Origin of the sequence: Nocardia sp. CA-107356 (assembly GCF_050946365.1) — a bacterium.
In the GTDB taxonomy this organism is placed as follows: domain Bacteria; phylum Actinomycetota; class Actinomycetes; order Mycobacteriales; family Mycobacteriaceae; genus Nocardia.
Map to the genome: position 1 here is coordinate 113,376 of NZ_CP191992.1, position 22,678 is coordinate 136,053.

Here is a 22,678-nt window from a genome sequence, read left to right on the forward strand (position 1 = left end):
ATGTTTGTCCAACGGTCGGATCACCGCATCATCGACCCGACGGAGCGAGTCTTACGAGCGAGGAGTTCGCGGCCCGTCTCGCGTCCGAGCCGTCGAAGCGCATGCGCCGAAGTCGCGACAGCTGGGCCGGTGTACGCCGACTGACGATCCGCACCCCGGCGACCACCACGGAGCGAGTCTTACGAGCGAGGAGTTCGCGGCCCGTCTCGCATCCGAGTCGTCGAAGCGCATGCGCCGAGGATTCGAGTCTCGACGGCTGGGCTGGTGTACGCCGGGTATTGACGATCCGCACCTCGCCAACCCCGACGGAGCGAGTCTTACGAGCGACCCGTTCGCGGCCCGTCTCGCGTCCGAGTCGTCGAAGCGCATGCGCCGCAGGCGCGAGTCTCGACGGCTCGGACGCGAGACCAAGGGGGCCGCGAACACGCAGCGCCGAAGGCGCTGCCAACAACAGAGCACACGCCGCGCCGAAGGCGCGGCAAATAGACCGAGCGCGCGGCACATCGCGGGTTTCACCCTGTAGTTTGACCTGCCGTGGGTAAAAGCAAGCGTAATAGTCCGAAGCCCGGAGGGAACCGGGCCCAGCGTCTCGCCGAGCGGCGGGCGGCTCTGGAACAGCAGGCGGCGCAGTCCGTCACGCGTCCGTTCCAGGGGTTGGCCGCGGAATGTGATCTGGTGGCGCTGCGCGAGTTCGTGCCGTCGGCGACCGCGACGCTGAAGCTGGCGACCGATATCGCGGCGGAGCGTTCGGTCGTACTGGCCACGGTGCTGCCGGGCGCGGTCGCCGGATTGGTGCGGGCGGGTGAGTCGCCGACCGGGTACGTCGCCGCGCAGGTGCAGTTCCAGGGTGCGGATCCGGCCGCCGATATCGCGGCGGCCATCCTGTGGACGCAGTCCGCCGAACCCGGCGAATCGCTGACCGCGGCCGAAAGTGTTTCGGGCGGACCGCGATTGGCCGATGTGATCGATGCCGGGGCGGCACTGGAGGTGACCGTGCACCAGGACTTCGACTGGTGGGTGCCCGAAGGCGTTGAGCCCGATCCGCAGGTCGCCGCGACCATCGAACAGGCCAAGCAGGCGATCATGCCCTCGGCGCGCCTGGATCTCGGCTCCGATGCGATCGGTGCTGCCTGGTGGGTCGACGCCGGTGAGAAGGCGCATGTGCGCTGGGTTCGTCCGGAGAACGAGGACGATCTGATGCTGGCGCTGGCCCGGCTGCACGCTTCCGGTGGACTGCATCTCGGAGAGGGTTCGCGCTTCGCGGGTTCGTTCCGCACGCACGGCCTGCTGGTGCCGGTCTTCGATCTGGACCCGGAATCGCATGCCAGCGAGTGGACCAAACCGGCCATCGAGTTCGGTGAGCGACTGGCGGCGGCGCTGGCCGATACCGCTCCGCTCTCGGCGGATGAGCGCCGTTCCCGCGATGGACTGCGGTCTCGCCAGGTCACTTTGCGGTGATTCGAAAAAAATCACAAAGAATTTTGTGAAACACCCTCCTTTCTAATCGCGCTCGGTTAGGTTCACTGCATCACCGAAAGCTGGTGGTGGTGAGGGACAGTCTCACCGAAAGATGAGGAAAGTAGGGAACACCATGGACGCCATTCTCACGCTGCTCAAGACGCTGCTCAGCACCATGAGTGCCAAGTAAGCCGCTTTACGGAAAGCGGGGTCGCGTGCCCCGTGCTCGAATTACAGCGACAGGGTCGGCTCGTCGCGACGAGCCGACCCTGATTTCGCTCTCGGAAATCGCGGACTAGATGCTGCCGCCCGCGGCGGACGGAGCGCCGGAGGCATCGCTCGGACCACTCATTTCCCGGGCCACGAAATCCTCGAGGTCGAACAGGTTCGACCCGGCGCGATCGGCGATGGTGAGCAGGGTGGTCATATTGGCGACCTCCTCCACCTGCTCCTTCAGGAACCACTGCATGAACTGTTCACCGAGGTAATCGCCCTCTTCGCGGGCCGTACTCGCCAATTGGATGATCTGGTCGGTGACATTCTTTTCCTGTGCGAGGGCAAGCGCGATCGGTTCGCGCGCATTCTCGAAATGGGATTTCGCTGCGTCGATACCGGAAAGTTCGACGCTGATATCCCGATCGAGGAAGTACCGCACGATCATCATCGCGTGATTGCGCTCTTCGACCGCCTGCGCATAGAAACGTTTGGCCAGCTGTGGCAGATCCGCATTGTCGAACCACACCGCGATCGCGATGTATTGATGCTCGGCATTGAATTCATGCCGAATCTGGTCGTGGAGCAGGCCGTGGAATTTGCTGCGTGGGGACTCCGGATGGCTGGACATGGATGCGACATTAGCGCTGGTCAGGCCGCGTGTCATCCAAGTACAGCCTTATTGAGGCTAGTGTTGCCTAATTAATTCCTGGCTGCACCAGCCATTTTGGGTGCGGTGATGTCGGCGGCCGATGTGCTGCGCATCTCGCGCGAGATGAAGTCCTCGACATCGAACAGATCGCCCGCGGCACGGTCGATCACCGTCAGCAGCGTGGTCATCCCGGCGACATCTTCCACCTGTTCCTTCAGGAACCATTGGATGAACCGCTCGCCGAGATAGTCGCCCGAGGCACGGGCGGTCCGGGCCAGTTCGGTGATCTGCGCATTGCGGGCGCGCTCGGATTCCAACAGGAAAACGACGGCCCCACGCGGCGACTCGAATGTGGGTTGTACGTCGTCCAAGGCGCCGACCTGCACCGGCAGATCGCGGTCCAACAGGTACTGCACCATGCGCAGGGCGTGCGAGCGGTGCTCGGTGGACTTGCCATAGCTGTGTTTGGCCAACTGTGGCAAGCGATTCGAATCGAAATAGACGGCCGCGGCCAGGTACTGCTGCGCGGCGGTGAAGCCACGACGGATCTGGTCACGCAGCAGGTCGGGGAAGGGCTGGTCACTGTCGGTGTCGGGCATAGGCCCGACGCTACCTCGTCAGAAGATCTTCCGGAATCGGTTGGTCCTTGGCGATGTCATCGAAGAATTGACCCGCTCGTTGCTTATCCCACAGCAGCACGTTTCCACTGTCGGTATCGGTGAACCCGCCGATCGGAACGGTGGTCGTCACCGTATCGCCGCGCAGTGCCCAACCGAGCTGGCCGAGGTTCCAGATGTGATCGCCCTTGTCGACCTTCAGCGATTTCGCGGTGTCGCGGGCCAGCGGCCACAGCGTGAACGGGTTGGAGAGCGTGCCAGCACCGGTCGCCTTCTTCAACAGGGCGGCCATGAACAGGCGCTGGTTGTTCATCCGGTCGATGTCGGCGAGCGCGGTCGCGCGGCTGCGCACGAAACCCAGCGCCTGCGGGCCGTCCAACCTCTGGCAGCCCGCCTGCAGATCGATACCGGCGAGCGGATCGTCGATGGCCTTGGGTACGCAGACATCGATGCCGCCGAGCGTATCGACGATGCCAGCGAATCCGCCGAAGCCGATCTGCGCATAGTGATCGATCCGCACTCCGGTGGCGGTTTCGACGGTCTGCACCAGCAGCGGCGCGCCGCCGAAGGCGAAGGCGGCGTTGAGCTTGTCCTTGCCGTGGCCGGGAATGCTCACGTAAGAATCGCGGGGCAGGCTGACCAGTGTGGTCGCACCCGACTTCGGGACGTGCACCAGCATGATCGTGTCGGTGCGTTCGGGCCCGACCTCACCGCCGGTGGCGAGTTCCTGCTCCTGTGCGGGGGTCAGCCCGCCGCGGCCGTCGGAACCGACGAGCAGCCAGTTGGTGCCGGGGGTGTCGCCGACGCGGTCGGTGTATTTCGCCAGTGCGTCGATCCGATTGAGCGAACCATCGAGTTTGACGATCGCGCCGACCACCGCAAGTACGAGCACCACCAACAGCACCAGGAACCAGCGGAACAGGTGCAGTTTGCGGCGACGGCGCGGCGGGCGGGGTTCGCGCTCCTGGCGTGACGGCGGCAGGGCCGGTGGTGGCGGCGGTGGGATGTCGCGACGCGGGCGCAGGTGCTGGGGATCCTGATAGGGGACCGGCTGCTGGGGTGGCGCATAGCCCGGGACGCCGCGCCGAGCCTGCGGATCGTGGTACGGCTGCGGCTGCTGGGGCGGCGCATAGGACGGCCCAGGTCTGGGTTTGCGGGCCGGTGGCGGCATCCGGGTTGCCGCCGGCTCCGGCGGCACCTGTGAATATGCCAGTGGAGATGCGTGGTTAGACCCGTCGCGCCGGATGACCTTGGTGGGTTCGATGCGCGTCGGGTCCTGGCCGGGGTGTCCCGGTAAATGCGGTTCGCGGCGGCCCGGGTGGTGTGGCTCGCGTCGCTGCGGCGCCATGGACGGCGCACCGGGGTTTCCGAAGGGTTGCGGCACCCGGCGCGTCCGCTCGTTGCGCTGGGGGTCGTCGCCGTTCATCACACAGACTTTACTGATCGACGGCCGCCGGGGGGCTTGACGAGCGGCCGGAGTTCATTCGCTCGAGTGAGCGCTCCTGAATACTTCGCTGTTCGGACCCATGCGCGTTACGGCAGCCAGGAAACGTGACCACGCAGCAATGTATAGCCGATATAGGCGACCGCATCGATGGTCGCGTGCGCCAGCATGAGCGGCCACAGTCGGTTGGTGCGCTGCCAGAATCGGCCGAAGATCACACCCATCACCAGATTGCCGAGCCCGCCGCCCAGGCCCTGATACAGGTGATAACTGCCACGCAATAGTGCCGAGGCCAGCAGCGACCGGTTCTCCGACCAACCGAGCCTGCGCAGCCGGGTGATGAGATAGGCCACTACCAGAATCTCCTCGGCCGCCGCATTCGCACAGGCGGACAGAATCAGCGCGGGCAAACGCCACCAGTGGTCACCGAGCGAACTCGGCACGATCGTCACGCTGAAGCCGAGCGCATGCGCGGTCGAATACAGTCCGAGTCCCGGCAGCCCGATGACCGCCGCGAGGGCCAGGCCCGGCAGTACATCGGAACGCCAACCGATCCTGGCCAATCCGATCAGCCGCGGCCCGATCCCGCTGCGCCACAACAGATATAACCCCAGCGCGGCCCACCCGGCCAGGCGTAATGCACTGAGCAGCTGGAACAGCAGATCGATGGTGGACAGTGCCGCCCGCGTCGGATTGAGCGCGACCGTCTGCCCGCCGACCCCGCCCGGTGACAATGCGCTCTCGACCAGCGACAGCGCCGCATTGAGCCCGCTCAGCCCGAACGTCACGACCAGCACGACCAGGATCTCGAGTCGAATGCCCAGCCGCTCCCGATCGGTCAGCTCCGGCTCGTCCCGCCCGGGACCGGTCTCAGCACGCATGCGTCCGAATGTATTGCCCTTACTGATCGCGCGGGTGCTGGACGTGTCGCATCGCTGTCGGCGCGCTGCTCGCGATGCGTATCGGTCGGCCATGGCGGTCCGGCCGTGTCGCTGGAGTCGGGCCGCGCGGCTGGCAGCCGATGGTGTCCGTCGACTTGTACCGGCCGGGCTGCACTGTCCGGGTCAGATGCGGCGCAGGCCGTTCAGGAAGGGGCAGCCCGCGAGGGTGCGGACGGCTCGACTCAGGGCTTCGATGTCATCGGCGGGGGTATTGAAGGGGAGGCGGAAGTCGTGGTCACCGTCGTGGCCTTCGATACGCAGGGTCATGCCGTAGCGGTCGATGGCCAGTGGGTGCACGGTGCCGCGTTGCAGGCGGGGCGGCAGGTGGCGGGCGAGTTGGGCGACGGTATCGGCGTGGTCGGCGTCCAGATGCTGCAGCCAGGCGGATTCCAGGGCACAGAACGGATCCGGTTGGGCCAGCCGGAGTTCGTCTACGCAGACGGATTCGGCGCCGGTGGAGTCGGCCACTACCGCCGAGTTGATCACCACGCGCAGCAGGGTCGAGGTGTACCCGACATCGAGCAGGTCGGGATGTGGATGATCCTTGGCGACCTCGGTGGCCAGCGCCCGCTGCGCCTGCGTCGGCACCGCCCGTACCCAGCCGCGAAGCCACACCAGCGCCCGAACCGGTTCCCGCAGCGGCAGCGGTGCGTGATCGGTGAGCTCCAGCACCGCTGGCGCGCCGCTCTCGCCCGAATTCCCGGCGAGCACCGCCGCCATGGACGCGGTCGGTACCGCGATCACCGCATCACCGCACTGCCGCACGTGATGCACCGAGATCGGTGTCGGATCGATGCCCGGCATCGCCAGCACCGCATGCTCCGCATGGGCACACGCACTCCGAACCCGCTCTGCGGTGGACGGTGCAACGGTCGGGTTCGGCATGCAGACCTCCAGTGCGGATCCTCAATTAGGTTATCCTAAGCTAAGTCACGGCAGTTCTTTCTGCAACCGCTCCCGTCATCCCGATGCTGAGAATTCACCGCGCCTTTCGATCGCATCGGTCCTGGCTGCAGTTGCGTCGACGCGTGCTCGACCAACCGCATCCATTCTGTTGACTGCGGCCCGGGTGCCGGATGCGATGAACCATCGTCACAGGTGCTGCGGACCGGTAGGACCAGGAATCGCGAGCAGATCCGGAATCGGCAGCCAGGGATACCCGGTGTCGGTGTCGTGGCAAGCGGCGCCGTCGCCGGATTGCCATTGCCCTCCGTAGCGCCGGGCGACACGCTGGTCAGCCTGTCGCGTGATTCCTACGTGAGCGGCCACGGCAAGGACAAGCTCAACGCCGCCTTCGCCGTCGGCGGCGCGCCGCTGCCGACTATCGAAACCGCCACCGAAGTGCGGATCGACAATCGCGGATAGGCCGACAGCTGGCCATGGTCGATGTGCGGATTCCCGGGGAATCAGTGGATACGGAGGGTTCGGCTGACCGCGGCGACCGGGACCCGTGCCAGCAGTTCGGTGACCGGCCGTGGTTACGGTGGGGGCATGGCGGATGGAGTGCAGGCGGCGCACGGAGTGGCGGGGGAGCCGGTCCTGCTGTCGTTGGCGGTGCCGACGGCGGCACGGCGCAGTCTGAACGATGGGCTGGTGCGGTCGATCGGGGCTGCGGAGACCGGCGTTCGGGTTCTCGACGCGGACGCGCCCGACACCGAGATCGCCGATTTCCTGGCCGAGATCGCGCACTCCGAAGGCGGGTTCATCGCGCGGACCGCCGATGGCGAGCGGGCCCTGGCTATCGTCGCGGGAACGGTTGCCGCCCTGTGCGGTGAAGATATTCAGGCGGCGCTGGCCCAACCCGATATCGCATTTCTGACCTCGTTGAAGCCGCCCGCGGTCGAGGCGGCGCGCAGCGTTTTGCTGGCGATCGAAACCGATGCGCCCGACGATCTAGCTGGAACTCTGAGCATCCTCAGCACACGCAAGTAATCTCGTAACCGTGCCGCGTATCGCGTACTTCGGGCCGTCCGGAACCTTCACCGAGATGGCCCTCGCCGAACTCGAGTCCTCGCAAGCCTTCGACGGACCGGTCGAGCGGGTTGCCGCGCCCAGTCAAGGGGCGGCGCTCGACCTGATCCGGTCCGGCGACGTCGAGGGTGCCGTCGTACCGATCGAGAGTTCGGTCGAGGGCTCCATCTCGGCGACGCTGGATTCGCTGGCCATCGGCCCACGGCTGCAGATCGTCGCCGAAACCGAAATCGAGGTGAGTTTCACGATCTTGGCCAGGCCGAGGACAACGCTCGCGGACGTGCACACCCTGGCCGCCTATCCAGTGGCCGCCGCGCAGGTGCGGCTGTGGGTGTCGGGCACGCTACCGAATGTCGAGATGTACACCTCGGCCTCGAATGCGGCCGCGGCCGAGGACGTCGCGGCCGGTCGTGCCGATGCGGCGGTCTCCACCGCGCTGGCCGGTACGCGGCTCGGTCTGACGGCTTTGGCGTCGGGTGTCGCCGACCACGAGCAGGCGATCACCCGTTTCGTACTGGTCACCCGTCCCCGGGTCGCACCTCCCGCGACCGGTGCCGACCGCACGTCGATTGTGTTCGAACTGCCCAACGAGCCGGGTTCATTGATGCGGGCGTTCGCCGAATTCGCCACTCGGGGCATCGATCTGACCAGAATCGAATCTCGTCCCACCCGAACGGGTTTCGGCACCTACCGCTTCTATCTCGACTGTGTCGGGCATATCGACGACACCGCGGTTGCCGAGGCGCTCAAGGCACTGCACCGTACGGCGCGGATCCGTTTCCTCGGCTCCTGGCCCGCGACCTCGGCGACCGGAGCCCCGCCGCCCTCCGACGAACCTGCCGCAGAGTGGCTGACCCAGCTGCGCAAGGGGGTGGCCGACCTATGACGGGCAAGCTGATTCTCGTTCGCCACGGCGAGACCGAAGGCAACGTCGCGAAAATCTTGGATACCCGGGTGCCCGGCCTGCCGCTGACCGAACGTGGTGCGGCCCAAGCGAAGACGTTCGGCTCGAGCCTGATGCGACCGCCCAAGGCGCTGTTCTGCTCGGCAGCACTGCGTGCCAGACAGACCGCCGGATACATCGAAGCGGCGACCGGTGTACCTGTCGAGGTACTCGACAACGTCCACGAAGTGCAGGTCGGCGAACTGGAGGGCCTGCACTCCGAAGAAGCGCACGCACGGTTCCAACGGCTCTACCGTGCCTGGCACGAGGGCGATCTGGCCGAACGAGTGTCCGGCGGCGAGTCCGGATACGACGTCCTCGCCCGCTTCCTCCCCATCATCGAAGATCTGCGCACCAAATACCTGACCGACGGCAGTGACGGCGACATCCTGCTGGTCAGCCACGGCGCCGCCATGCGCCTGGTCTCCCGCAACCTGAGCGGCGTAGCACCCCCCTTCACCACGAACAACCACCTCGACAACACCGAAACCATCGAACTCGTCCCCCGCGCCATCGGCGGCTGGGAATGCATCCGCTGGGGCCGCTTCACCCCACCCTTCGGCTACGAAGTACCCCCCACTGCTGACGACCCCATGGGTTGAATCCCCCTGGAGCGCTACACCTCTCACCCGTGCGGCCAACCCCGGCCGGTGCCCGCCCCATCGGCCTGACTTCTGCCGGGGCGCTATGTTCCCGCCGGTCCCTATGACCCGAGCAGGTGCCCTCGACGTGCTCATGGATCCGAGACGCGGTCACCATCAGCAAGTGTCTGCCAGAGGTCGACGGCCGTTCGGTGCCTGATCCGCTGACCTGCCGGGTGACCAACGCTCACCCGGCCGATCCCACCTCAGGACAACTTCGGATTTCTTGGAAACTCCTCGCGCTCTGGCAGCGAATTGATCAAGTCCTGCAACGCGGTTCGCAGGCGGGCAGTGGTTCCGCTGCTCAGCGACGTCCATTTGGTGCCGTCGTCGGATACGCTCGCGGTGGCGATGAATCGTCCACCGCGGGTATTGAATACGGCGATGTGGTTCTCGGCGTAGTCCTTGGTGCCGTCGCCGTAGATGACGCCGACGATTTCGATCTGCGAGTGGATCTGCACCATGGCCGAGGCCAGGACCTGGGCGTCTCGCGGGGGGTTGCCGACCTTGGCGAGGCGGGCCGCCGTTGCCGCAGCATCGCCCGCATCGTCGAAGATCGGGACGAATTGTTCGGTGGGGGCGTTCATACCGGTCAGCTCGAGCGGTTCGGCGGGGCCGAGTGCCGCGAGGATCGGACCGGGCAGATCCTCTTCGACTTGGTCGATAACGTAGGAGTGCGGCCCGCGAAGGGCAACGGCCACCAGGTCGTCGCCCTTCGCAAGGCACATGCGACTCACCTGACCCTCGACGATCAGCCGCACCGCGACCACCCAGTGGGGTCGGTACAGCGCACGCAGACGGTCTTCGAGTTCGTGGTGGACGGCACCATCGATCAGGAGATCCCGATCGGTGAGTGACTGGGCGGCCACGGCCATCGCCGCATCGTGATCGGTCACATTGTCATAGCTCCCCATCGCTTGCAGCACGATGGGGAGCTCGTCGATCTCCAGTGTCTCGAGGACATACTGCATCTCGTCGAGTGACAGCACGACCGACGCGAGCATCGACGGGCCGCGGCCCGCACCCAGCACCGTCACTTAGCCGTCCCGGAGGCGTCGGCACCGATGACTCCGTCGGTGGTGTACCGGCCGTCGGCGAAGTGATCGGCGACCAGGTAATCAGGGGTCTTGTGCTCGGACTCGTCGTCCTCATCCGAGTGAGTGCCGTGACCCATCAGCGGGCTGCTCGATGTCGACGCGCTGCGCACCGGAGCACTATCGAGCCGCACCGAGATGTTCTCGGTCGCCGCCGCGGCAGGCTTGCCACCGTTGGTCGCGCTCGCACCCCAGCCCTCGGGGATCTTGAGCGAGCCGTTGTTGAGCGTGGCGCCCGGCACCGACGATGCGGAACGGGTCGCGGTGGCGGCGCTGGCCACACCGCCGATTCCCATCGCGGCCATCGGCGCCACCGTAGTGGCCGCGGACGGCGCCGCCGCACTGGTGACGGCCGAGATCGCGCTCGCGCCGATATTTCCGGCCGTGGTGACACCGCCGGAGAGCACCCCGCCCGCGACGTTCGCCGCCTGGGTCGCTGCGCTCACCACTGCTGGGTTCTGCACGAATGCGCTGGCCGCGGCGAGCGCACCCTGCACCGGGTCGCCGCCGAACGCGGCATCCGATGATTGGCCGGAGTCCGCGGTGCCCGCGCCGTTGGCGATCGGCGGCGGGTTGATGAATTCGCCGGGCGTTACGACCATCGCACTGGTCGCCGCCTCGTAGGTCTCCATGGTCAGCGCGGCCCGCAGGTCCAGCGCCGCCTTGGCGGCCTCGGCGACCTCGGAGCTGCCGTTCAACACACCACCGGTGGAGTGCGCGGCGACCCGCGCGGCATCCACGGCGGCGATCTCCGGAATGCTGGGCATGGCGATCGACGCGACGGTGTACGCGGTCGCGTTCGCCGCCGCCTTCGCGCCCATGGTGGCCGCCATAACGCTCTGCTGTTCGGCCCATACGGTGATGCCGCCGAGTCTGCCCAGCACGGCGAGACCGGTGACACCCTGCATGCCGACGCCGAGTTCGGCCATCACCCTGGCGACAGTCGCGGTGGCGTCCACCCACGCCGCGGTGAGCCCGCCCCACGCGGTGGCGGCGGCCGAGATCGGAATGCCGTGCGCACCGGCATTGAGGGCGATGGAATTTGCTTCTGCCAGGCGGGGCAGCCAGAACACCCCGGTTACACCTGCGGTCATTTCAGTAACTCCCCTTAATCCGTGATCGCAGATCAGATGGTCGAGGCTTGGGCGCCCATGACGCCGGCCTTCACGATGTCTTCGCCGATGTGTGTGGCGAGCTGACTGCGCAGCGTCGCGGCGGCGTGATGCAGCTCCAGTACGAGCTGGCCCACCGACTGGTCGTGGGTGATCGCCGCCTTGTTGAAGTGCTGCGCGGCCAACAGTGACACCTCGTCGATACCGGAGGGGACGACATGGGTTGCCGGAGCGCTCAGAGCTTGTACGGCGGTGAGCCGTTCGGCGAGCAGATCCAGCTCCGCTGCTGCGAGCAGGACGGCTTCGGGTGAGATGTTTACAAGGCCAACCATGACTCGGCTCCTTCTAGTGGCGACAACTGGGCGGAACCACGAGAATTCCCCCTACGAGTGATAGGACGCGACAGCCATGCGATCGGTTCCATCGAATCCCCAAATTTCTTTCCCGGTCTGTCCCAACTGTTTCCGGTCCCACACAGCTGGGTAAAGACTAGCCCCATCCCAACTCATGCAACCGGTCTTCGTCAATGCCGAAGTAGTGAGAGATCTCATGGATGACGGTGACCGGCGACGTCGTGGTACTTCGATCGAGGTCAGGGGACGCGCCTCTACCAGAGACGTATACGACCGGGCCGCAGATCATCTCGCGCGCTCAGCTGGCTTCACTGCGCGCTACCTGTGCCGGCCGACTGGCTGAGACGTAGCTCGTCGCATGCGGTGGTGTCGGCGTCGGGTCGGTCGTGGTCGTCACGGCCGCATCCCTGAGCGGTGAACCCTGTGCGGTCGTAGCCGAAGTGGTCCGGTCGTGATCATGATCGACTGCGGGTGGCGTGGTCGAAGATGTCTGCCAGTTCGCGTGCGCAGGCAGGGGCATCGAAGTCGGGGTCGGCGGCGGTGCGGGCAACGGCCATCTCCCGCGCACCTTGGATGGCCATCACCATGATGGCGGGATCGAAGTCACGAAATGCCCCGGCCCGCTGTCCTTCTCGCAGCCACTGCACCTGGGCGCGAGTGAGTTCGAGGTGCCGCTCGACCAGACCGAACGCCTGCGGATCGTCGGAACGGGCATTGGCGACGATGCCGGCCAGCGCCTGCTGATGTTTCGGATACTCGTCCAGCAGTGCCAGATTCGCCGCGAACCAGGCGCGCAGCGGGGGCCGTGTACCCGGCCTTGGGTTCTAGTTCGGCGACGACGAATTCCGTATTCACGCGGATGATTTCGGCAACCACGCCGACCTCGACATCGACCGGCCCGCGCGTCTTCGAGCGGATCTCGGAATCCAGCCGAGTCGACGCGAGCGGCGGCGTTACGCCGCAACGACATGGGCTCGCGTTTCAGCCGAACCCACTCCCGCACTCACGGCCGTCGAACATCTGGAAGCGATGGCACATCGCGGCCAGCGTCTATTCGTCTCCGGCCGGAGGCGTCGCGAGACCCGCGGCAAAGTTCAGCCCCACCCCAGCTGATGCAGGCGCTCTTCGTCAATGCCGAAATAGTGTGCAATCTCATGGATCACCGTGATCGCGACCTCTTGGACGACCTCGTGCTCATCGCCGCAGATGTCCAAAATCGCCTCGCGATAGATGGTCACGGTGTCGGGTAGCGACCCGCCGTATTGACTGTCGCGCTCGGTCAGCGCGATCCCGTGATACAGGCCGAGCAGATGTGGATCCTCCGTATTGCGCGGTTCGATCAGCACGACCACATTGTCGATGGCGCGGGCCAACTCCGGCGGGATGAGATCGAGCGCATCGCCGACCAGCTCCTCGAACCGGTCCGCGGACATGGTCACCGACATCAGCGCGGTTGCGGCTGCGGTGGCAGCGGCGCGGCACCGGGAAGCGGTGCCGGCGTGGAGCGCCCGGAGTTCGGCGGCGGGACCGGCGCCTGGCCGTTGATCAGGATGTCGCCCTTCGCCGAGCCGGTGATCGGCGCGAAGCCCTCCCGGTCGGTGCCCTTGCCGATCATGCAATCCAGCTTGCGGCTGCCCGCCATCCAGCTGCGGGCGTCGAGGTAGTCGAAGAACAGCGTCAGCGTCTTATTGCGCACCGCGTCGGGTGAGCCGAGGTAATCGTTTGCCGCGCGTCCACATTCGTCCTCCATGAACTTGTCCTGCTCGTCCTTGCCGGGCGGGCCGCCGGAAAAGTGCTGGCCGAGGTCCACGGTGGAGATGATTTCGACGGCGTGCGCCTGCGCGCAGTCCACCGGATCGGTGGGCAGATTCTGGTTGATGCCGAGGCAGGTGCCGGGTTCGAAGACCTTCGACTGGTCGTGTTCGGCGGCGCTGCCGGTGGTCGGCAGCGGGGTGCCGGTGCTGCCGGAGAACTGGAGTCCGCAGCGCAGCATCCGGTCGCCGTGCTTCCAGCCGTCGGGGCTCGGGTACATCAGGCCGACGACATAGCGGCCGCGCGGATCGAACTTGCCGCTCAGATACTGCGCCACCGCCGGGGTGCAGTGCTCTTCCTTGAGTTCGGTCAGCCGCAGCGAGTCCGGGAAGCGCGAGCCGGGACCGAATTCCACGCCGGGATATTTGGCCATATCGACATCGGCCGCGACCTCGAACAGATGCTTGTTCGAACAGGCGACCTTCACCAGATCACCGCGATCCTGTTTGCTCCAGCTGAGGCAATCGCCCTTGGACGCGGTGCCGAACTGCTTGTCCAGCGCGGTCTCGCCGGGCGAGCCGGGGGTGTGCGCCTCCAGGCCCTTCTCATTGTCGTAGCCGGTGATGAACAGCCCGACCAGCGAGATAATGACCGCGCCCGCGGCCGCGGCGAGGAGGACCCAGCGCAGTTTCGGTGCGGACAGATGCAGTTTGCCGTCGGCGACCGCGTCACGGTCGATGATCACCGACTGTGGGAATGATTCCGCGCGCGACGACTCGCCCGAGGGCAGCTCGGATTCCCGCGGGTCCTGGGTCAGATCATCAGCAGACATCGCGGTCCATCATGTCAGCGTCTGATCTCTAGTGCCACGACCTGGTCGAATCGATCTGACCCGCCCCGGTCGTGCCTATGCGAGGCGCGTCATCCGCGGAACGCGGACAAGAACAAACCCGGCAACCGCGCCGGATTGGCGGTCGCGTAGAACTCCGTGAGTTTGCGCCCCGTTGTGGCCGCGGTGGCATTGCTGACGAACCACGGCGGCTTCGGAGACAGCGCCATCTCTCCACGCAGCAGCGACCGCGGCGACGGTCGGAACGGCCCGCGCACCACCGTGCGTTCCACATCGTCGAGCAGAAAAGCGTTGTGCACCACGCCGATTCCGCTCTGCACGTCATCGAGTGTGTGGCCGGGATAGGCGCCCCAGGAGGCGCGCGGTGCCAAGAAGGCCAGTGCGGTCCACGCATTGATCGCGACGGCCCCGTAGCGCAGCCGCTCGATGGCGCGGTCGAAGGCGATGCCGAGCCGCTTGATGGTGGTCGGGTGCGCGATCACGTTGACGCCGAGCGTCCCGATCATCTCGTCGTTGGCAAAATCGACGGCATGCCGCAGGAACTCGCCGCCGGTGTGGGGCAGTTCGACCACGCCGAGCACCGGTGAGAAGTACTCGGTACGCAGCAGCGGCGTTTCGGTCGGCGGCAGATTCTCGACGAGGACACGCCCGCGATCCGGCCCGAGCCGCTCGGCGTCCGGATACGAATCCAGCGCCGCGGCGACCCGATCGTCGCTGCCCGGGTAGTAGGCCCGGCGCTGCGGCGCCCGTTCGATCGCGCCCCGCAACTCGGCCAGGAACCTGTCTTTCTGCGGCCAATCCGAGCTGACCACCACCGCCTGGGTGGCGACGCAGTTGTAGCCGCCGTTGTGCAGCCGCTGGGTCGCGACGTGTTCGGCTTGGAAGCGCAGGTCGGCGTCGTCCCATTCGCCCGGCACCACGATTGTCGGCGAGACACCGCCGAGTTCGCTGGTGATCGGCTTGTCCAACAGCGGCCGCCCCTGCGCCTTGCCGTCCGGGCCCCAGACGATCGCATCGTGGGTGCGCATGCTGCCGGTCATGTGGACATGTGCGATATCGGGGTGGTGCACCAGGTACCCGCCCGCTTCGGGCCCGCCGGTCAGTACGCGCAGCACACCGAGTTCGACCAGCGGTGCGAAGACCATTTCGTACACCGTGTACAGCGGGTCGGTGATCGGATTCAGTTTGAGCGCCACCACCCGGTTGTGGGCGTAGAGCTCGTACAGCACGTCCAGTGGCGGTATGGAGGTGATGTTGCCCGCGCCGAGGACCGCGCCGACGCCCCCGGTCGCGGTCGGATCGAGCTGGGCGAGTCCGGCGCGCCTGCGCGCGGTATCGGCGTCGACGCCGGGGCGCAACCACACTTCGCCATGGAAGCCGCTGAGCAGCAGCCGGTCGTAGAGATCGAGCGGCAGAATCGGCACCGCGACCCGCTCGCCGGGCGCCTCGGCCAGCGCGACCTCGTCGAGCGGACTGTGCCCCTGCTCCAGCGCCGATAGCGTGGCCGACAGCGCGGCCGTGGCCTGCAGCAGCGTCATCGGACCCGACATCCACTCCTCGCCGACCAGCGGCGAGTCCGGATCCAGCCCTTTTATGGTGCGCGCGGCCCGCACCCACTCGTGCGAGAAGCGGCCGGTGCGTGTGTGGATTTCGTCGAGAAGTTCGCGGCGGCGCCGCAGCGGGGTATGCGCCCACGTCTTCTCACCCGCGACCAGATCGGCCACTGCGTTATCAATAGCGGTTTCGTCGAAAGTTGTGCCCACAAGCCAACTATGCGCGCGTATACCCCCGGACGGTCCGCATCCTGGGATATCGGCGTGAAACAGCAATACCGCGACCATTAGGCTGGTCACCCATGATCGACCTCCGATTCCTGCGGGACGACCCCGACGCGGTCCGCGCCTCGCAGCGCGCCCGCGGCGAAGACCCCGCCCTCGTCGACGCCCTGCTCGAGGCGGACGCGGCGCGCCGTGCGGCGGTGGCCACCGCCGACAACCTGCGCGCCGAGCACAAGGCGATGGGCAAGTTGATCGGCAAGGCGAAGCCGCAGGAGCGGTCCATCCTGCTGGAACAGGCGCAGGAGATGTCGGCGAAGGTCAAGGAGGCCGAGGTCGCGCAGCACGCCGCCGACGCCGATATGGACACCGCGCACCGTGCCATCTCGAATGTGGTCCAGGAGGGTGCGCCCGCGGGCGGCGAGGACGATTACATCGTGCTCGAGACCATCGGCACGCCAACGGAATTCGATTTCGAGCCGAAGGACCACCTGGAACTCGGCGAATCGCTCGGCCTGATCGATATGGAGCGCGGCGCCAAAGTGTCGGGCGCCCGCTTCGACTTCCTCACCGGATACGGTGCGCTGCTCGAGCTCGGTTTGTTGCAGCTGGCCACGCAGAAGGCGGTCGCGAACGGCTTCACCATGATGATTCCGCCCGTGCTGGTGCGTCCTGAGGTGATGGCTGGTACCGGCTTCCTCGGTCAGCACTCGGCCGAGGTCTATCGCGTCGAAGAGGACGACCTCTACCTCGTCGGCACTTCGGAGGTGCCGCTGGCGGGCTACCACTCGGGCGAGATCCTGGACCTGAGCAACGGTCCGAAGCGGTATGCGGGCTGGTCGTCGTGTTTCCGCAGGGAGGCGGGCAGCTACGGCAAGGACACCCGCGGCATCATCCGAGTGCACCAGTTCAACAAGGTCGAGATGTTCGTGTTCACCACACCCGAGGAGGCCGCGGCCGAACACAAGCGTCTACTGGCGTGGGAGCAGGAGATGCTTGCCGCTGTCGAGGTGCCTTATCGGATCATCGATGTGGCCGCGGGTGACCTCGGCAGCTCGGCCGCGCGCAAATTCGACTGCGAGGGCTGGGTGCCCAGCCAGCAGAGCTACCGCGAGCTCACCTCGACCTCGAACTGCACCACCTTCCAGGCCCGCCGCCTCGCCGTGCGCTATCGCGACGAAAACGGAAAGCCGCAGATCGCAGCCACTTTGAACGGTACGCTTGCGACTACCCGGTGGATCGTGGCGATTTTGGAGAACCATCAGCAGGCCGACGGTTCGGTGCGGGTGCCCGCGGCGCTGGTGCCATTTGTCGGCACCGAGTTGCTGACACCACCGAAATAGCCGTCACACATTGCCAACAGGTATATAGCTAGGGGTTTCGCCATGCCGGATTCGCGTGATGTGGCAACCGGCAGGAATTGTTATGTCTAGGCTATTCCCCGTGCGAGGAATCGGGTCTCGCGGCGATACCCGAACCGGGGTGCGGGCCGCGTCTGCGCTGGCGACGGCTATGGTCATGTCCCGGACCACCGGGGCCTTCTATGTCATGGGGGGCGCGCTCGGCCTGCTGATCACGGGAATTGCCCCGGGCAGCGAAGGAAATCGAGCGCTGGTGGGTACCGCCGCCGCGGTGGCGCTGCTGCTCGGACTCAGTCTGCTCGGCTGGGGTCCGCGGTTGCCGCATGGGATTCACCATGGCTATGTCGCGATCGCGACGGTGTTGGTGACCATCGCGGTGTACGCGTTCCCGAATACCGTCGGCGCGATCAGCCTCGCCTCGTTCTATGTATTCGTGGCCTGTGATGCCGCGTTGTTCTTCGCATGGCCACAGGCATTCGCGCACATCGCCTTCGCAATGGCCATGTGCCTGTGGGTGATGCCTATGCGGCCGATACACCCCGCACTGCCGTGGTGGTCCGGGTTGATTCCGGCGGGCGTGACTTTCGGGGTCGGCGTGGTGGTCGGCATCCTGACCCGCATGGCCTCCGAGGCCGATATCGATGTGCTCACCGGACTGCTCAACCGGCGCGGTTTCGACCGGGCGTTGAACGGCGCGATCGAAACGGCCACCCGCACCGGGCAGGGGCTGGCGCTGGTGCTCGTCGACCTCGACCGCTTCCGGAAGATCAATGATCACCTCGGCCATCGCGCGGGCGATGCGGTGCTGCAGCGGGTCGCTGACACCTGGTCGAAATTGCTGGCGCCGGATCAGCGCCTGGCTCGTTATGGTGGCGACGCCTTCGCGCTGTTGTTGCCGAATACCACCGAGCAGGCGGCGATTCTGCTGACCGAGCAGTTGCGGGCGTCGGTGACCACCGGATGTTCGGCCGGTGTCACCTCGTGGCAGCCGGGAGAGTCGGGCTCGCTGCTGGTGAGTCGGGCGGATGTCGGTCTGTATCGGGCCAAGCAGGCGGGGCGCAATCGGACGGTGCTCGAGTCGTCGCGGCAGCTGCCATTGGCGGTGGAACTGCGCGAAGCCATCGACCGCGGCGCACTCGATGTGCACTATCAGCCGATCGTCAGCCTTACCGAGGGCGGCGGTAAGGCGGTCGGCGTGGAGGCGCTGCTGCGCTGGTCGTCGAGTGCGCAGCCGGATGTCACCACCGAGGGGCTGATCCGCGTCGCCGAGGAGTACGACCTCATCTCCGACCTGGACGAGTTGGTGTTGCGCCGGGCCTGCGCGGATGCGGCCCGATTGCAGGAGACCTTCGCACAACTCGATCTGACGCTGAACGTGAACGTCAGCGGCCTGGAACTGGCCGAGACCGGTTATGCGGACCGTGTCGCGGGGATTCTGGCGAGTACGGGCTGGCCCGCCGACCAACTGGTGCTCGAGGTGACCGAGAGCGAGCTGGCGGCCGAATCCCAAACGGCCATCAGCAATCTGCACACCCTGCGCGAGCGCGGTGTGCGCATCGCCATCGATGATTTCGGCACGGGTTACTCGTCGCTGAGTCGCCTGGCCACCCTGCCCAGCGACATCCTCAAGGTCGACCAGTCCTTCGTCGCCGCGATCCGCTCGGACTCGCCCGCACCGCCGCTGCTCGGTGTCATCGCCGCCCTGAGCAGCGCATTGGACCTGCAGGTGATCGCCGAGGGCGTGGAGACCGAATACCAGGCCGCCGTGCTGACCGAACTCGGTTTCGCGCTGGCCCAGGGGTACCACTACAGCGATTCGCATCCGGTCTCGGAACTGATCACCGACTTGAATGCGCATCAGGGGCGAGTCGGGCCCGGGCTCACCGATCGTGAACTCGGCGACGGGGACTTGTACACCACCAACGGGTGGCTGCCCCTCGGCTGAGTGCCGGAAAACCGCTTGACGTAGTGCGGGTGGGTGACCAGGCTGAGACCATGCGTTTGCTTGTCTACGGCTGTTGACTCGGTAGGTCGCTGCAGGTCCGGTCGACGGGCGATATCGGACTTCGTGCGCTCACGGTGCGGGCGGTGCTGTTCAAGGGCATCGGTGATCTGATCCCGCTGTATGCGCTGTACGCGGTGTTGTTCGCCGATCACGGACTGAATACCGGGCAGATCTCGTCATTGCTGGCGATCTGGTCGGCGACGGCGTTCCTGCTCGAGGTGCCATCCGGTGCCTGGGCCGATACGGTGTCGCGGCGTGGATTGCTGGTGCTGAGCGGTGTCCTGCTGACCGCCGGTTTCACATCGTGGACCGTACTGCCCACCTATCTGGGATTCGCGGTCGGCTTCTTCCTGTGGGGCACTTCGGGTGCACTGGTGTCCGGAACTTTCGAGGCATTGCTCTACGACGAACTGGTCGCCCGAGGTGAGCGGCAGGCGTATCCGCGCATCATCGGATATGCCAGGGCGGCATCGGAAGCCGCGATCGTGATCGCCATTCTCGCCGCGACCCCGCTGTTCATCTGGGGCGGCTATCCGCTGCTCGGCTGGTCCAGTGTGGCGATCGCGGCGGTGCACACTCTGATCGGTCTCACCTTGCCGAGTGCGCCGAAGGCGGTGTCTGCCGCGGACGTCGAGGATCTGGAAGAAGATGCGGGGTACGGCGGTGCCGTATCCGAGACGGTATCCAGATCGTTCGCGACATATCTGAGCATGCTGCGAACCGGTGTCGGCGAGGCGATCCGGGTGCGTGCCGTGCGTAACGGCCTGGCATTGGGGGCGTTGCTGTTCGGGATCACGGCCTTCGATGAGTACTTCGCATTGCTCGGCGAGGAGGTCGGTGTGGCGACGGCGGTGGTACCGCTGCTCGTCGGTGTGACGGTGATCGGATCGCTGGTCGGCTCGATGCTGGCCGGGCGTACCGAGGGAATATCGGCGCGCACCATGGCGATCGCGGTCGGGCTCGGTGGTGTGCTGTTCGTCGGCGGCGCCGTGGTCGCCGGACTTGCCGTCCGTTGGCCCGGTTCGGTGTATGTATTTGTCGGAGTGGGTTTTACGGCGATCGGCGCGTCATACGGCATCGTCTACAACGCCGGTGTCGTTGCGGGCGCTCGACTGCAGGACGCGATCGAAGGCCGCGCGCGTGCGACGGTCACCTCGGTATCCGGCCTCGCCGCCGAGGTCGTCGCGCTGGCCGTCTTCGGTTTCGCCGCAATCGCGACGATGTGGCTGTCGATGTCGACCACCCTGGCCCTACTCGGTGCGACGATCCTGCCGATCGCCTTGGCGACCCCCGCATGGCTGCCCCGTCGGGTCGCTCGTTCGTCAGTCGAGCGGAACGCCGATGAGGTGGCTTGCGGTGAGCAGGAATTGGTCGGTGGAGCGGTCGACGAGGGTGTCGCGGCTGATCGGGAGGGTGCCCGCCAGCCAGCTGTTGGTGGTTTCCCACAGGCCGCCGAGTAGGTGGGTGGCGGCGAATTCGGCTTGCTCGCCCACGCTTTCGACGATATCGGCGCCGATCTCCTCGGCGCAGACGGCCATCATGATGCCTGCGAATGAGCGCATCACCTCGGCCCTGCGCATGAGCAGGGCCGGGTTGAGCTGAGCCTCGACGGTGACGATGCGGGCCTTGCGTGGATCGTCGGCGATCAGGTCGACGGCCGCGGCGATGGCGGCTCGGGTCTTGACGCGGATATCGCTGGCGGGGGTCATAAATGCGGTGACCACGGCCTGGCCGATCTCGTCGACGATGTGGTCGAACAACTCGCTGAAGACGGTATCGAGGTCGCTGAAGCTCTCGTAGTAGTACCGCTCGGAGAGTTTTGCCTGGGTGCACAGGCCGGTGACGGTGAGTTTGGCGAATCCCGAGGTTCCGATGATCTCCAGCGCGGCGTCCAGCAGTGCCGCGCGGCGACGGGCGCGGCGCTGTTCGATCGGTATGCCGCCATAGGACCGCGAGGTAGTTGCCATCACGCTCCATTCTGGCATAGAACCTTGCCAGATATTCGAATTTGTGAGAGCGTCTTGTCAGAATGCGCTCGAGGTCGCTGGTGATATCGGGTGCGAACCTCTCTTCCGATGGGTGCGATGCAATGACGCATGACAACCAGCTGCTGCCGACTCCGCCGCTGTTCACGGAGTTCCCGTTCCGATACGCGGTGCCCGTGCTGGCGCCGGGCGATCTGCGCTGCACCGCGGCGCAGCGGGATTCGTTCCGCCGGTTCGCGCAGGTCGGGGATCCGCTGGCGGATGATGTGGTCGCAATGTTCAAGCGGCTGTCGGTCGGCGAGGGTCGCCGGATGTTCGAGATCGCCGTCGAGCGCGGTATCGATGCGGTGCCGGATGCGCCGGCCGAACTGGTCGCGCTCTTCCAGCAGGTCGAGGCGGATCCGTACTGGTTGGACCGCACCAAGATCGACCGCGGTGCCCGGGTCGTGGAACGTACCAGCGTGTGGGGCGGGATAGCCATGGGCATGTTCGCGTTGATGGGCGGGTACCTGGCCTCGCGCGCGGACAAGACCCTGGTCGGGACCGGCGACCTCGACGCAATGGCGCCGCGCCGCCTGGCCGAAACCACTCAGTGGTGGCTGGATGTCACGACTCCCGGCGGGCTGCAACGCAATCAGGTCGGCTACAAGAGTGTGCTGCGGGTGCGGCTGATGCACGCACTGGTCCGCGCAGGCATGAATCGCCGCCCGGACTGGGATCACCAGGCCTGGGACCATCCGGTGAACCAGGTACTCACCGTCGGCACGCTCGGCCTGTTCTCGATGGCGAATCTGGTTGGCGCACAGGCACTCGGCCTGCGCTTCTCGGCCGAGGAGAAGGACGCCGTCTTCCAGCTCTGGCGCTATGTCGGCTTCCTGCTCGGTATCGACGCCGAAATCCTGCCGACCAACGAGACCGATACCTGGCGCGCCTTCTGGATCCTGGCCGATACCGAATTCATCCCCGACGAGGACTCGCGCCGCCTGGCCCAGGCCTTGGTTCCCGCGGCGGGCGGTCTGTTCATCGGCACCGAAACCGCCGCCAAGCGCCTCATCCGCCGCGCGATCACCAGCTATATGGTGGCCTACAGCCGAATCGTGCTCGGCCCGACCAACTCCGACTTCCTCGGCCTGGAGAACAGCAAGTTCTTCCAGAGCGCCGTCATGGCCACCGCCGTCGTCAACGGCGCCCTCGAGGTCCCGCGCCAACTCATTCCCGGTGCCACCCGTTTCCAGGAAAGACTCGGCGCCCGCCTACGCGCCCGCCTGGTCAACGGCTCCATCGCCCGCAACGGCGGCGACCGCACCTACGCCCGCCACGACACCTTGGCCGCCCACACCGCCTTGCGCGCCGGTTAGCCGCTGGGCGTTCTGAAGGTCCCGCAAACCCCCTGGCCGCCTCGCAGAGGTTGCACCCTCTGTGACGCGGCAACAGGTTATGCGGGACGTGCTGTTGGATTGGGGGCGTCGGACTTTGGCGGGTCAGCTGGGAGTGGCTGGGGTGGCGGTACG

Annotated in this window: 21 protein-coding genes and 1 pseudogene; 9 read left to right on the plus strand and 13 right to left on the minus strand. The window is 66.3% G+C overall.

Features of this window, described 5'->3' with window-relative positions:
- The first annotated feature begins 534 nt into the window (after positions 1–534).
- Positions 535–1,458: a DUF5926 family protein gene (locus ACQP1G_RS00520; RefSeq protein ID WP_433197264.1), complete on the plus strand. Its 924-nt coding sequence runs from the start codon at positions 535–537 to the stop codon at positions 1,456–1,458.
- A gap of 295 nt (positions 1,459–1,753) precedes the next feature.
- Here ACQP1G_RS00520 and ACQP1G_RS00525 read toward each other — a convergent pair whose 3' ends face one another.
- The 5 genes from ACQP1G_RS00525 to ACQP1G_RS00545 all read right to left on the minus strand — a co-directional run bounded on the left by ACQP1G_RS00525 (position 1,754) and on the right by ACQP1G_RS00545 (position 6,210).
- Positions 1,754–2,302, minus strand: a complete 549-nt coding sequence (locus tag ACQP1G_RS00525) for a ferritin (protein ID WP_062981203.1) — start codon at positions 2,300–2,302, stop codon at positions 1,754–1,756.
- A gap of 71 nt (positions 2,303–2,373) precedes the next feature.
- Positions 2,374–2,922 (minus strand): ferritin, encoded by a 549-nt coding sequence (locus tag ACQP1G_RS00530; RefSeq protein WP_433197266.1) that lies wholly within the window; start codon positions 2,920–2,922, stop codon positions 2,374–2,376.
- A 10-nt stretch (positions 2,923–2,932) separates the two neighbouring features.
- Positions 2,933–4,366 (minus strand): LCP family protein, encoded by a 1,434-nt coding sequence (locus ACQP1G_RS00535; protein ID WP_433197268.1) that lies wholly within the window; start codon positions 4,364–4,366, stop codon positions 2,933–2,935.
- Positions 4,367–4,473: 107 nt separating this feature from the next.
- Positions 4,474–5,265: a CPBP family intramembrane glutamic endopeptidase gene (locus ACQP1G_RS00540; protein WP_433197270.1), complete on the minus strand. Its 792-nt coding sequence runs from the start codon at positions 5,263–5,265 to the stop codon at positions 4,474–4,476.
- A gap of 183 nt (positions 5,266–5,448) precedes the next feature.
- A complete protein-coding gene (locus tag ACQP1G_RS00545; protein WP_433197272.1) occupies positions 5,449–6,210 on the minus strand; it encodes a DUF2470 domain-containing protein in 762 nt (253 codons plus the stop codon).
- 288 nt (positions 6,211–6,498) lie between these two features.
- Here ACQP1G_RS00545 and ACQP1G_RS00550 point away from each other — a divergent pair, with 288 nt between their 5' ends.
- From ACQP1G_RS00550 to ACQP1G_RS00565, 4 genes are all read left to right on the plus strand, one after another.
- Positions 6,499–6,690: a hypothetical protein gene (locus tag ACQP1G_RS00550; RefSeq protein WP_433197274.1), complete on the plus strand. Its 192-nt coding sequence runs from the start codon at positions 6,499–6,501 to the stop codon at positions 6,688–6,690.
- A 126-nt stretch (positions 6,691–6,816) separates the two neighbouring features.
- A complete protein-coding gene (locus ACQP1G_RS00555; protein ID WP_433197276.1) occupies positions 6,817–7,257 on the plus strand; it encodes a hypothetical protein in 441 nt (146 codons plus the stop codon).
- Positions 7,258–7,267: 10 nt separating this feature from the next.
- The gene (gene pheA, locus ACQP1G_RS00560) at positions 7,268–8,182 is read left to right on the plus strand and encodes a prephenate dehydratase (RefSeq protein ID WP_433197278.1); all 915 of its coding nucleotides are present in this window, start codon (positions 7,268–7,270) and stop codon (positions 8,180–8,182) included.
- Positions 8,179–8,841: a histidine phosphatase family protein gene (locus ACQP1G_RS00565; protein WP_433197280.1), complete on the plus strand. Its 663-nt coding sequence runs from the start codon at positions 8,179–8,181 to the stop codon at positions 8,839–8,841. Before pheA ends, ACQP1G_RS00565 begins: the two co-directional genes overlap by 4 nt.
- Before the next feature lie 245 nt (positions 8,842–9,086).
- On the opposite strand, the gene ACQP1G_RS00570 is transcribed toward ACQP1G_RS00565, so the two are convergent.
- From ACQP1G_RS00570 to ACQP1G_RS00605, 8 genes and pseudogenes are all read right to left on the minus strand, one after another.
- Positions 9,087–9,917: an ESX secretion-associated protein EspG gene (locus ACQP1G_RS00570; RefSeq protein ID WP_433197282.1), complete on the minus strand. Its 831-nt coding sequence runs from the start codon at positions 9,915–9,917 to the stop codon at positions 9,087–9,089.
- The gene (locus tag ACQP1G_RS00575; RefSeq protein ID WP_433197284.1) at positions 9,914–11,068 is read right to left on the minus strand and encodes a PPE domain-containing protein; all 1,155 of its coding nucleotides are present in this window, start codon (positions 11,066–11,068) and stop codon (positions 9,914–9,916) included. The genes ACQP1G_RS00570 and ACQP1G_RS00575 overlap by 4 nt, the downstream gene beginning before the upstream one ends.
- Before the next feature lie 32 nt (positions 11,069–11,100).
- Complete coding sequence (locus ACQP1G_RS00580; RefSeq protein WP_433197286.1) at positions 11,101–11,418, minus strand: PE family protein; 318 nt, start codon at positions 11,416–11,418, stop codon at positions 11,101–11,103.
- Between the two features lie 157 nt (positions 11,419–11,575).
- Positions 11,576–11,650, minus strand: a pseudogene (locus ACQP1G_RS00585) (metallopeptidase family protein); the annotation flags it as partial.
- A 244-nt stretch (positions 11,651–11,894) separates the two neighbouring features.
- Complete coding sequence (locus ACQP1G_RS00590) at positions 11,895–12,086, minus strand: hypothetical protein (RefSeq protein ID WP_433197288.1); 192 nt, start codon at positions 12,084–12,086, stop codon at positions 11,895–11,897.
- A gap of 447 nt (positions 12,087–12,533) precedes the next feature.
- Positions 12,534–12,884 carry a metallopeptidase family protein gene (locus tag ACQP1G_RS00595; protein WP_433197290.1) on the minus strand — a complete coding sequence of 117 codons (351 nt, stop codon included), beginning with the start codon at positions 12,882–12,884 and terminating at the stop codon, positions 12,534–12,536.
- Positions 12,884–13,981, minus strand: a complete 1,098-nt coding sequence (locus ACQP1G_RS00600; RefSeq protein WP_433209483.1) for a septum formation family protein — start codon at positions 13,979–13,981, stop codon at positions 12,884–12,886. The genes ACQP1G_RS00595 and ACQP1G_RS00600 overlap by 1 nt, the downstream gene beginning before the upstream one ends.
- 131 nt (positions 13,982–14,112) lie before the next feature.
- Positions 14,113–15,804: an aldehyde dehydrogenase family protein gene (locus ACQP1G_RS00605; protein WP_433197292.1), complete on the minus strand. Its 1,692-nt coding sequence runs from the start codon at positions 15,802–15,804 to the stop codon at positions 14,113–14,115.
- Positions 15,805–15,896: 92 nt separating this feature from the next.
- On the opposite strand from ACQP1G_RS00605, the gene serS reads away from it, so the two are divergent.
- From serS to ACQP1G_RS00625, 4 genes are all read left to right on the plus strand, one after another.
- A complete protein-coding gene (serS, locus tag ACQP1G_RS00610; RefSeq protein ID WP_433197294.1) occupies positions 15,897–17,159 on the plus strand; it encodes a serine--tRNA ligase in 1,263 nt (420 codons plus the stop codon).
- Positions 17,160–17,334: 175 nt separating this feature from the next.
- Entirely contained in the window at positions 17,335–19,122 is a 1,788-nt protein-coding gene (locus tag ACQP1G_RS00615; protein WP_433197296.1) for a putative bifunctional diguanylate cyclase/phosphodiesterase, read from the plus strand.
- 143 nt (positions 19,123–19,265) lie between these two features.
- Positions 19,266–20,642 (plus strand): MFS transporter, encoded by a 1,377-nt coding sequence (locus ACQP1G_RS00620; protein ID WP_433197298.1) that lies wholly within the window; start codon positions 19,266–19,268, stop codon positions 20,640–20,642.
- Between the two features lie 629 nt (positions 20,643–21,271).
- Positions 21,272–22,525, plus strand: a complete 1,254-nt coding sequence (locus ACQP1G_RS00625; protein WP_433197300.1) for an oxygenase MpaB family protein — start codon at positions 21,272–21,274, stop codon at positions 22,523–22,525.
- Positions 22,526–22,678: the final 153 nt, after the last annotated feature.

Coding starts and splice junctions, on each gene's coding strand:
- ACQP1G_RS00530 (WP_433197266.1), bottom strand. CDS start 2,922: ATGCCCGACACCGACAGTGACCAGCCCTTCCCCGACCTGCTGCGTGAC.
- ACQP1G_RS00575 (WP_433197284.1), bottom strand. CDS start 11,068: ATGACCGCAGGTGTAACCGGGGTGTTCTGGCTGCCCCGCCTGGCAGAA.
- serS (WP_433197294.1), top strand. CDS start 15,897: ATGATCGACCTCCGATTCCTGCGGGACGACCCCGACGCGGTCCGCGCC.
- ACQP1G_RS00615 (WP_433197296.1), top strand. CDS start 17,335: ATGTCCCGGACCACCGGGGCCTTCTATGTCATGGGGGGCGCGCTCGGC.
- ACQP1G_RS00525 (WP_062981203.1), bottom strand. CDS start 2,302: ATGTCCAGCCATCCGGAGTCCCCACGCAGCAAATTCCACGGCCTGCTC.
- ACQP1G_RS00625 (WP_433197300.1), top strand. CDS start 21,272: ATGACGCATGACAACCAGCTGCTGCCGACTCCGCCGCTGTTCACGGAG.
- ACQP1G_RS00540 (WP_433197270.1), bottom strand. CDS start 5,265: ATGCGTGCTGAGACCGGTCCCGGGCGGGACGAGCCGGAGCTGACCGAT.
- ACQP1G_RS00595 (WP_433197290.1), bottom strand. CDS start 12,884: ATGTCGGTGACCATGTCCGCGGACCGGTTCGAGGAGCTGGTCGGCGAT.
- ACQP1G_RS00565 (WP_433197280.1), top strand. CDS start 8,179: ATGACGGGCAAGCTGATTCTCGTTCGCCACGGCGAGACCGAAGGCAAC.
- ACQP1G_RS00580 (WP_433197286.1), bottom strand. CDS start 11,418: ATGGTTGGCCTTGTAAACATCTCACCCGAAGCCGTCCTGCTCGCAGCA.
- ACQP1G_RS00535 (WP_433197268.1), bottom strand. CDS start 4,366: ATGAACGGCGACGACCCCCAGCGCAACGAGCGGACGCGCCGGGTGCCG.
- ACQP1G_RS00545 (WP_433197272.1), bottom strand. CDS start 6,210: ATGCCGAACCCGACCGTTGCACCGTCCACCGCAGAGCGGGTTCGGAGT.
- ACQP1G_RS00555 (WP_433197276.1), top strand. CDS start 6,817: ATGGCGGATGGAGTGCAGGCGGCGCACGGAGTGGCGGGGGAGCCGGTC.